The organism is Rubritalea sp. (genome assembly GCF_039830215.1).
Classification (GTDB): domain Bacteria; phylum Verrucomicrobiota; class Verrucomicrobiia; order Verrucomicrobiales; family Akkermansiaceae; genus Rubritalea.
Genome location: NZ_JBDOPO010000229.1, coordinates 1 through 9,045 on the forward strand (window position 1 = coordinate 1; position 9,045 = coordinate 9,045).

Genomic DNA, 9,045 nt, shown 5'->3' on the forward strand with positions numbered 1-9,045 from the left:
GACGATCAAATAGCTGAAGTTGAGAGAAAGCTAAACAGCAGACCTCGTAAAGTACTCGACAGAAAGACCCCAAACTTTGTGTTTTTAACACCTAACTAACAAGGTGCACTTCCAGGTTGAATCCAAGGCCCACAAAAGTGGCTTTTGTAGACCGAGTGTGAGGCCTTTTGGCAACAAGTAGTAGGAGACTGAGTAAAGCCAAACATAGATGGGTGAGTTGTACGTCTTTACTGGTGAATAGTTCAAGGCCGTGAACTGCTCAGAATGCGTCTGTAGGATTTACCGAGGGTTTACAATAGAGTTCAAAAAAATAAGTTATCATGACTCTTGTTATGAGACTACAGATTATTCTATTAGCGATGTTAGCCGCGGCAGTTGTGGCGGATGAAGAAGTGAAAATTCAACCTATCAAATCGAATCAGCCGATTTCAAAGGTGGATTACCCAGGCTTTAGTCAAATGACCAAAGAAGTGGAGTCGCATAGGTCTACGCATTTAGTGAAGGTGGAGAAATTTATGAAAATGGCGGGTGAACAGAATACCATCATTCTAGATACGCGCTCAGCGAGGAATTACGCCGGCCGACATATTGCAGGTGCAGTGCATTTGAATTTCTCTGAGTTTTCTGAGGAAAAACTCGCGAAGTTGATTCCAGATAAAGAGACTCGAATTCTTATTTATTGTAACAACAACTTTAAAGATGACCCTACGACGATGGTTCTGAAGAGTGCACCCTTGGCCTTGAATATTCCGACATTCATCAACCTGTATGGTTACGGGTACAAGAATGTTTATGAGCTCTCTGATTATTTGTCGGTGAAGGATGCTCGGTTGGAGTTTGAGGGGACTCAGGTGAAGTGAATAGTTGAAGTAGAAAATGCTCTGTTAGTTGCGGCCAAGCTGGGGCTTGCCGCTCCCAGGGCTTGGTTTTCTCGGGGAATAATGGTTGGAAGCGCGAGACGTAAGTTTTGCTTTCTGGCAAGTAAGGGGATGGCTATCATTTATTTGACGAAAGTCTGGCAAACTTAAGAAATTACGGTGAATTGGTAATCGACCTATGTGAGAGTGAAGGGAGTATCGAAAACATTCAGTCTTTAGAAAATGGTGCCGCAGACTTTGGTTTGATTCAGTAACGGGGTGAGGTGGATGATAGTGTTCGATTCTTGGATCTGCTTTATCCAGATATCGTCCATTTAGTGGTTTGGACACATACTAGGATCGAGTCGATTATTGAGCTTAGGGGCTTGCGTGTGTGGCTGGGGATACAATCCTGTGGGATGCGTTTAGTAGCTGATGAGTGACTAGAGCCCTCGATATATTCACTACAAAGTGAAAAACCGTATAGACCATTAGTATTCAGCGATCAATCAGAGCTATCATGAATATGGAAACCGGTAAGGTGGAAAACCTAGATGAGGAGGATATGCTGACGTCTCCGGAGCACCAAGCGACCAACGACCTAGTTGTCAAGAAGCTCAATGCCGATGAGTCATTTAGAATTCTCCAAGATATGTTAGAGCAGTGCATCAATGAGGTTTACAGGCGAAAGTTGAGTTAGTGAGGTCTGGATTTTTTCAGGAGAAGAGAGGATCCTAGCATGACTAAGAAGGCGATGAGAATGACGGCTATTGCTGTGACGTAGTCTCGAAGCTCTTTGCTGATGGAGTCGAGGAAGTGGAACTTGTGCAGGTTGATGAAGCTGAGGGCTTCGATGAGGCCCGCTGGGCTGGTTCGCTGCGCCATGTGTGCATTGGCTGTATCGACGGTGTAGTGCCAGTAGTCTTGGTCATTGTAGTTCACTCGAACTACAGGTAGACGCTTGAAGATGAAGCCGTAGTCTTTGCGGAAATTGGTTATTTGTTCTGTGTTTTCCACTGAGTCAGTGGGATAGCCTGAGAACTCAGTGGCGAGTGCTATGGCGTATTGCTCATCGCCATCCTCTACGAGGTTATTTGTCTCTATATTGAAATAGAGAGTTTGGCTCGATTTTTCACGATCCATGATGGCTAATCGGTAGTGTGCATGTCCATTTAGTTGAGCTAAACTAATAGAGGAAATAGGAGAGTTGCTGTGTTCTAAAATTTCTTTTGGGTGGGTAGTGAGCTTTGCTGTATGTATACTTTGGGCACTGTGCCATTGGGCCGAGTCCTCGTAATTGTATTTAGCTGCTACGTGATAGATGCCGCTGACACTGAACATGAGAAAAAAAACAGAGCTGAGAGCACCGAGGTGTCTATGGATTTTTCGACGCAGTGGAAGTTTACGTTTAGTGCCATCCTTACGCTTTGTTTTTAGAGTGAAGAGACTGATGATGCCTGTGAGCCCTGTTAGGAGGGCGAGTAGGCTGAAAACTAGGACTACTGTGATGCGCAATGCACTGTCTCTAGCGCCTAGAAATGACCAAGTGTGGAACCAAGAAAAAAGTTTTTTAAAGAGTCGTTTGGAGGGTGAGTCGAAGGTTGCAAGTTTTCCTGTTCTGGGGTCTACCACAACTTCTAGTCCATCTGCACGGTCGAGTTTGACGCGGTGGACTGGGAGAAGTCTATTGATATAACTGTAGTTTGAAGAAAAGGAATCTATGCGGTTTATAGAGACGAGAGCTGAGCTGGAGTCAGCTAAGTAAGCCCTGGCGAGTTGCTCTGAGAGTTGGTTGGTAGCTTCAGGAAGATCTTGGCCAGACCTAGCGTCACGGAAGTGAAGTTTCTGATCGGGGGTGATGAATCGGTACACTGGGGTTTCTCCTAGTTGAATGAGATTCAGTTGGTGGAGTTCAGTGATGTCCAACATAGCTTCAGCTGGTGTGAGCTCCGATCCGTCAGCTCTGAGAGGTGTGGGAGGCAGGAATTTATGCGCAATGTCAGGACGCATCCAGTTAGCCATTATCGGGTGCAGCAGTCCAGATAGAGCCCAGAGTAGTACAGGAAGAGCGAGTATGAGACTTAGTCTGCGATGGAGTTTGAAAAAGAGTTTTTTCATGGGTTGAAAAGGGTATAAGCGGCTAGAGTTTTTTGCTCTAGCCGCGGGTAAGGGTTGGATATCTCTTTTACGATTTACCAAGTCATACGGGCGCCAAGGTAGGCTGCTCGACCGTCGGCTGGGTTGATGAAGTTACTGGTGCTGTCCTTGTTGATAGAGGGATTGATCGTCACGCTTGAGACGTAACTTTTATCGAATAGGTTATCGATGCCTCCATAGATGCTGAGTCGAGTGTTGATTTTGTAGTCCACTGCGATCCTCCATGAGACATAGCCGTCGGTGGAGAGGGTGTTGGCATTATCAGCAACAAGCCCATTTGGAAGCCAGTCAGCTGAGAGTGAGGCATTCCACTTTCTCTCAGGAGCTGTAAGACGAAGACGGCCAGCATAAACGTGCTTAGCTATGCCTGGCATTTGGTTGCCATCGTAGCTTCCACCATCGAATGCAAAGTCGTTGAGCTGGTAGCTTTGCTCGAAGTTAAGGCGGTAGTCAGTGGCCACGCTGAAAGCTTGTGTGAGATCAAGGTCTAACAAAGCTTCGATGCCTTTGTGGGTGGTGTCTTCGTTCGTGGTAGCGTAGACGTTTGGTGCGATTTCAACATCGACAAATTCGTCGTCTACCTTTGATAGATAGCCAGTGATTTGACCGCTAGCCCAAGCTCGCTGGAAACGTGAACCGAGTTCGAAAGTTTGTGCTGTCTGCGGTGAGACATTATCCTCAGCTTCGGAGAATGGAGCAGCCTCGAAGCTTTGACTGATATTGGTGTAGAGCTGGATTTGATCTGAGAGGTCTCTGAGGTAGCCTGCGCGCCAAATTCCACCGTCGTCACTGTTAGAAAAGCTACTAGCGTCGGAGACCTTGTCTTGTCTCTTTCGGTAGGAGCTTACCCAGCCAGCCCCGAAGAAGAAATGGTTGTTGCTGCCCACGAGAGTCTCATTTTCGAGATACACTTTGAGATTTTCAGCCCTATCCAGCTTGTCGTTGTCGATTGGAGTTTTACCGAATCCATTGAAACCTTTGAAGCCTCCTACCTCGTTTCTGCCGTAGTCGTAGGCAATGGTGCTGCGGAGTGTTTGCTTTAGTTTGAAGAGTGTCCAGTCATTTTCTCCAGTGAAGCCAAGTCCGAATTCGTCGGTGTCATAGTCTATGAGTTGGTTGAATTTCCCAATGCCGATCCCAGTTAGGTGATCGAAGTCTAGGTATTGGTAGTAGGTGTAGATGGCATACTTGGCATTTTCTTGGTCCCAAGCGGTACGCTGAGCGAGACGAATAGTGGAGAGATCACGGTTTGTTCGGTCATCCCGCCCAGGTTGACGCTGGGTGGGGTCGTCCTTAAATTGTTCCTCGGTGAGAGAGCCAGGGAGCTTGGCATCTGAGTCGCTGTAAAGGAAGTATAGTCGGGTGATGGCGGAGTTGCTCCATTGATGGCCTAGATTGGCTGTGAAATGGTCGTTTTGCCATTGTTGGTGGTCTCGGTAGCCATCCGACTCAGCATAGGAGTAGCCGGCAAAGTAATCCCAATTGCCTTGTTGCGCACCATGCTGGATAGATACTCGTATAGTTTCAAAGCTACCATATTCCGCGATTGCTTGAGTGCCCGCTGCGTTGATGCCGTTATTCTGGAGGAAGTTTATCGCTCCACCGAGTTGGTTCGCTCCATAGATGAAACCGTTGGCTGCCGGGTAGACTTCCACATGCTGAAGTGTCAGTGGGTCGATGATCCGGCTGTAGAATGATCCATCTGCATGGTTAGCTGGGATACCATCTTGGAGAATTGTTAGACCTCGGTTCCCATACTTCCTCTGAGCGCCTGATCCGCGTACTGAGAGGCGAGTATCGTTGCCGGTTCCAGTAGATTGAGCGTAGACGCTGGGGTCGAACTGGAAAATTTCAGCGGGCTTGATTGTGCGGCCGGTCCAGTCATCTGGAATGACCACGGAGGCTGCACCAGGAATGGTTTTGATGCGTTGTTCAGCTGTGTCAATCCCAGTGAGGAAATCTGGGGATTGGGCGATTACAGTGGTGGGCTCAAGTTGCTCGATCGTAGCTGAGTCTTGAGCGGTGAGTGTGATAAGGGTGCCTGCGTAGGCTAGGCTAATAGAAATGTGTTTCATTTTTGATCTAATCGGAATGTTAGGGTGCTCACGTATTGCGAACGTGTGCGGTGGACGACGCATACATTTGGCAGAGCCGTATGGGGTCGTGAGTGTGCTGAGCGCAGTGGTGCCCAGGCTGGTGTGAGGTGGGCGATAACGCTTGCCCAAGTTCGATTAGCTCAAGAGCTGGGGAGGAGGGGTGTCAGGTGAATCTGACAGACTGGAGTAGCGGGGGCTATTGGTCGGAAAGGTAAACGAGGGACGCTGGGGGGGATAGTTGCGTATAGGGGAAATTCTGCCAATAGTGTAAGATGCCTTGAGCTTTTTCTTCTCGGGCTCAGGGCTTTGCGGAGCAGGAGTATCTTCAGTCTTGCGCTTTGCTGCAGCGAGCTCACACATCGGGCAAGCGTGCTCACCATCGAAGGTGTTTTTAACGGCCTCAGTGACTGACCCCGTTTTAGCAAGCTGGGTGGGAATCATAGTGGCCCAGGCCACGACTTGAATTAAGGTGGTTCCAACTCCAAGCGATAGCACTAAGGTGACAACCAGTAGGCTACGAAGCTGGCTGGTGCCGAGTTGTTTGAGTGATGGATAAAAATTGATCACAGGGAACAGATGAGTGCTCTTTAGTTCTTGAAGACTTTGTAGTCAAGTCAGGTGATTTGAGATTTGCAACAAGGCTATTGCTATAGATGATAGTTCGCGATGGCTGATACAAAGACACTGAGTGTGACCCGACTAGTGCGCAAGATGCGTAACTTACTAGAGATAGAGCTCGGTGAGCTTTGGGTGGAAGGTGAGGTGTCAAACATGCGCCGCCAATCGAGCGGCCATTTGTATTTCACGTTGAAAGATGACGGGGCTCAAATGAGCTGTGTGATGTTTCGTGGCAATGCGAGCCGAGCGAAGGTGCAGCCAGACCATGGAATGCAAGTGCGCTTGTTCGGCGAAGTTTCAGTGTATGAGGCTAGAGGTAGCGTGCAGTTGATTGTGCGGCAGGTAGAATCGGCGGGTGAGGGCGAGTTGCAAGCGAAGTTTGAAGCTCTGAAAAGGAAGCTCGACGCTGAGGGATTATTTTCAAAAGAGCTGAAGAGGCCAATTCCTAGTTTTCCGACAAAGGTAGGATTGGTTACCTCCGGCACAGGTGCGGCACTGCAAGATATGCTCAATGTGCTTGGGCGCAGAGCTCCGTGGGTGCAGCCAATACTTTATCCGGTGCAGGTGCAGGGAGTTGGCGCTGAGCGTGGGATAGCAGCGGCGCTTGATCAATGGAGCCAATGGCGGGAATCAGGTTTGCCTGAGGTTGATGTTATTATCGTTGGCCGTGGTGGAGGCTCGCTGGAAGACCTGTGGAATTTTAACGAAGAGGTGGTGGCACGTGCGATTGCGGGGTGTTTGATCCCAGTGATTTCAGCGGTCGGTCACGAGATCGATTTCACGATTGCTGACTTTGTCTCGGACATGCGGGCGGCGACTCCGAGTGCTGCGGCTGAGCTTGTGGTGCCAGATGGTGCACAACTACAACATAAATTACAGCGTTACCAATCCGGCATGCTTAGGGTTGTCGATGGTGAAATGCGTCGCTATGCCATGCAACTCCAAGGTATGCGCCGAGGTGCACTTTCAATGTCGGTGGACCGAGTTTTACGGGAGCCTCTACAGAGACTTCTCCACGCGGGTAGGTCGCTTACTGATACCGCTGAACGAGGTGTCGAGCAGCCTGAGCAAGAGCTTGTTCTGATGAAGCAGCGCTATGCGACAGTGCACCCAGAGGTATTGATTGATGGCAGGCTAGAGAAGCTTGTGCATAGGAGGCAGTTACTTGAGCAGGTTTTAGTGAAGCGCTTGGAGAAAATGGAGCAAGCTCTACAGAATCAGAAGTCTATGTTGCGCGCTTTGGGACCCGATAGTGCCTTTGAGCGTGGATTCTCAATCACCATGACTAAAGATGGTAAATTGCTACGCAGCGTGTGCTCGGTGAGGGCTGGAGAGTCTCTTGTGACCAAGTTCAAAGACGGCGAAGTGAGTTCGGTAGTTGAGTGATGTTAGGTGCTCAATTAGCAGGGAGGCTGGATGCTGAAATTCTCAGAAATGGCGAAATGAGGTTACTGTGTCCGTTGAGGGGGACTGAGCATTCACCAATGGTTTCCATTCCTAGGGAGGATTGGCTGTATGAAATATTACCTCGAAGGATTTAGATCCTAGTTACTGAATTCGAGGGCATAAAAAAGACGCACAGTAGTGCGCCTTTTTGGAAATTGTGTTGAGAAGCTTATGCTTCTTCAGTTGGAGTCTCAACAGTAACTGTGAGAGTAGCTGTGACGTCAGCAAGAAGCTTAACCTCAACCTTGGTAACACCAGAAGTCTTGATTGGGCTTGAGAGCTGAAGAGCTTTACGATCGATAACGATACCAGCTTCTTCGAGCTTCTTATGGATGTCGATAGAAGTAACAGAACCGAATGCTTTACCGCCTTGTCCTACTTCAAGGGCGAAGGAGAGTTTAGTCTTCTTGATCTTGGCAGCAGTATCTTGTGCCGCAGAGAGTTCAGCAGCTTCGCGCTCAGCACGAGCTTTTCTGAGTTCTTCTGTGTGAGAAAGGTTTGCTTCAGTTGCTTCGAAAGCTTTGCCTTGTGGGATAAGGAAGTTACGTGCGTAACCAGCTTTTACTTTTACAACGTCGGCTTCAGCGCCGAGATTGTCGATCTTTGTACGGAGAATAACTTCTGTTGTAGCCATAGGAAAATGTTTCGTTAAATTTTGGAGGGGTGCGATTGATTAGGGCGTTTATCCATGAGAGTCAAGCGGGTTTTATTCTTTTCCCATAAATATACCTTTTGTACCATAAAATGGGCTCAGCGATCACCTTTGGCACTTGGGGCAATAGAAGGTTGATCGCTGCCCTAGGGTGATGCGTTTGATTGTCATTCCACAGTTCAGGCAGGCTTTTCCTTCACGGCCGTAAACAGCAAGTTGTTGCTTGAAGTACCCTGGCTGGCCATCGCTGTGGAGGAAGTCCTTGAGTGTGGTGCCTCCTTGTTCAATAGAGCGAGCAAGTACCAGCCGGATGGCTTCGTATAGTTTTCTAAGACGCAGCTTGCTGACTTTGTTCGCAGCACGTTTGGGATTGATCCCAGAGAGCTGGAGAGCTTCACATGCGTAGATGTTTCCCACGCCTACCACAGTGGTGTTATCCATGATGTGGAGTTTGATCGCTCGATCACGTTTTGCGCAGGATTGTAGAAACTGAGGGAGGGTGAAGGAATCACTCAAGGGCTCAGGGCCCAGCTTGGCTAGCAATGGATGTTTCTCGTAATCTCCTTCAAACCAGAGAGCACATCCAAAACGGCGCGGATCATGCAGGCGCATTTCTAGTCCATTACTCAGATAGAAGACTAGATGGTCGTGCTTCCGGAGCTCTTCGTCAGATGTAGAAATTCGCAGGCTGCCGGACATGCCTAGGTGGAGCAGAATGTGGCGATCGCCCTCTAACCCTATAAGGATGTACTTGGCGCGTCTTGTGACTGAGTGGACGAGGGAGTCTCGCAGAGCATAGATTCCGTCAGAAACTGGCCAACGCAGACTACCATTGTGCACATCAATATGGGTGATCGTTTGACCATCGATGTGGGGGCGGACACCTCGGCAGGTTGTTTCGACTTCAGGCAGCTCAGGCATACGCTAGTTGTGAGTGGAACATCGGGCAATGACAAGTAATGAACATAAATGATGAGAGCTTTAGGAAATGGTTTGATGCTATTTAAGCATGTTCCTTTTTATTTTAGACTGAGTACCAGTCCTTTGGGAAATTTATTCATCATATGATGAATCAGATTATTAATGGGGCGGAAAATCAGGCAGCATAGGATATTTTTGATGAGTTGAAGTATTTCTGAATCCTCGTCTGCCTCTTAGCCAAACTCCTGACTTGAGTTTTAACCTGCTCCTTGAATTTACCTTTTCCTCGAAGTGATGG

8 protein-coding genes are annotated in these 9,045 nt (G+C 48.4%); 3 read left to right on the top strand and 5 right to left on the bottom strand.

Features of this window, described 5'->3' with window-relative positions:
• The first annotated feature begins 332 nt into the window (after positions 1-332).
• The gene (locus ABGY95_RS07680; protein WP_347441100.1) at positions 333-860 is read left to right on the top strand and encodes a rhodanese-like domain-containing protein; all 528 of its coding nucleotides are present in this window, start codon (positions 333-335) and stop codon (positions 858-860) included.
• A 517-nt stretch (positions 861-1,377) separates the two neighbouring features.
• The gene (locus ABGY95_RS07685) at positions 1,378-1,557 is read left to right on the top strand and encodes a hypothetical protein (RefSeq protein WP_347441101.1); all 180 of its coding nucleotides are present in this window, start codon (positions 1,378-1,380) and stop codon (positions 1,555-1,557) included.
• On the opposite strand, the gene ABGY95_RS07690 is transcribed toward ABGY95_RS07685, so the two are convergent.
• From ABGY95_RS07690 to ABGY95_RS07700, 3 genes are all read right to left on the bottom strand, one after another.
• Positions 1,554-2,975, bottom strand: coding sequence for a PepSY domain-containing protein (locus ABGY95_RS07690; protein ID WP_347441102.1), 1,422 nt, complete (start codon positions 2,973-2,975; stop codon positions 1,554-1,556). The two genes, ABGY95_RS07685 and ABGY95_RS07690, sit on opposite strands and share 4 nt — an antisense overlap.
• Before the next feature lie 74 nt (positions 2,976-3,049).
• Positions 3,050-5,089 carry a TonB-dependent receptor gene (locus ABGY95_RS07695; RefSeq protein WP_347441103.1) on the bottom strand — a complete coding sequence of 680 codons (2,040 nt, stop codon included), beginning with the start codon at positions 5,087-5,089 and terminating at the stop codon, positions 3,050-3,052.
• A gap of 156 nt (positions 5,090-5,245) precedes the next feature.
• The gene (locus ABGY95_RS07700) at positions 5,246-5,677 is read right to left on the bottom strand and encodes a hypothetical protein (RefSeq protein WP_347441104.1); all 432 of its coding nucleotides are present in this window, start codon (positions 5,675-5,677) and stop codon (positions 5,246-5,248) included.
• A 99-nt stretch (positions 5,678-5,776) separates the two neighbouring features.
• Here ABGY95_RS07700 and xseA point away from each other — a divergent pair, with 99 nt between their 5' ends.
• Complete coding sequence (xseA, locus tag ABGY95_RS07705) at positions 5,777-7,114, top strand: exodeoxyribonuclease VII large subunit (RefSeq protein ID WP_347441105.1); 1,338 nt, start codon at positions 5,777-5,779, stop codon at positions 7,112-7,114.
• A gap of 229 nt (positions 7,115-7,343) precedes the next feature.
• On the opposite strand, the gene rplI is transcribed toward xseA, so the two are convergent.
• Together rplI and mutM are read right to left on the bottom strand one after the other, a co-directional pair.
• Positions 7,344-7,808, bottom strand: coding sequence for a 50S ribosomal protein L9 (gene rplI / locus ABGY95_RS07710; protein WP_347441106.1), 465 nt, complete (start codon positions 7,806-7,808; stop codon positions 7,344-7,346).
• A gap of 123 nt (positions 7,809-7,931) precedes the next feature.
• Entirely contained in the window at positions 7,932-8,747 is an 816-nt protein-coding gene (gene mutM, locus ABGY95_RS07715; protein ID WP_347441107.1) for a bifunctional DNA-formamidopyrimidine glycosylase/DNA-(apurinic or apyrimidinic site) lyase, read from the bottom strand.
• Positions 8,748-9,045: the final 298 nt, after the last annotated feature.

Excerpts from the sequence above, each read along its gene's own strand:
- ABGY95_RS07680 (WP_347441100.1), top strand. The coding sequence starts at position 333 with ATGAGACTACAGATTATTCTATTAGCGATGTTAGCCGCGGCAGTTGTG.
- ABGY95_RS07685 (WP_347441101.1), top strand. The coding sequence starts at position 1,378 with ATGAATATGGAAACCGGTAAGGTGGAAAACCTAGATGAGGAGGATATG.
- ABGY95_RS07690 (WP_347441102.1), bottom strand. The coding sequence starts at position 2,975 with ATGAAAAAACTCTTTTTCAAACTCCATCGCAGACTAAGTCTCATACTC.
- ABGY95_RS07695 (WP_347441103.1), bottom strand. The coding sequence starts at position 5,089 with ATGAAACACATTTCTATTAGCCTAGCCTACGCAGGCACCCTTATCACA.
- xseA (WP_347441105.1), top strand. The coding sequence starts at position 5,777 with ATGGCTGATACAAAGACACTGAGTGTGACCCGACTAGTGCGCAAGATG.
- rplI (WP_347441106.1), bottom strand. The coding sequence starts at position 7,808 with ATGGCTACAACAGAAGTTATTCTCCGTACAAAGATCGACAATCTCGGC.
- mutM (WP_347441107.1), bottom strand. The coding sequence starts at position 8,747 with ATGCCTGAGCTGCCTGAAGTCGAAACAACCTGCCGAGGTGTCCGCCCC.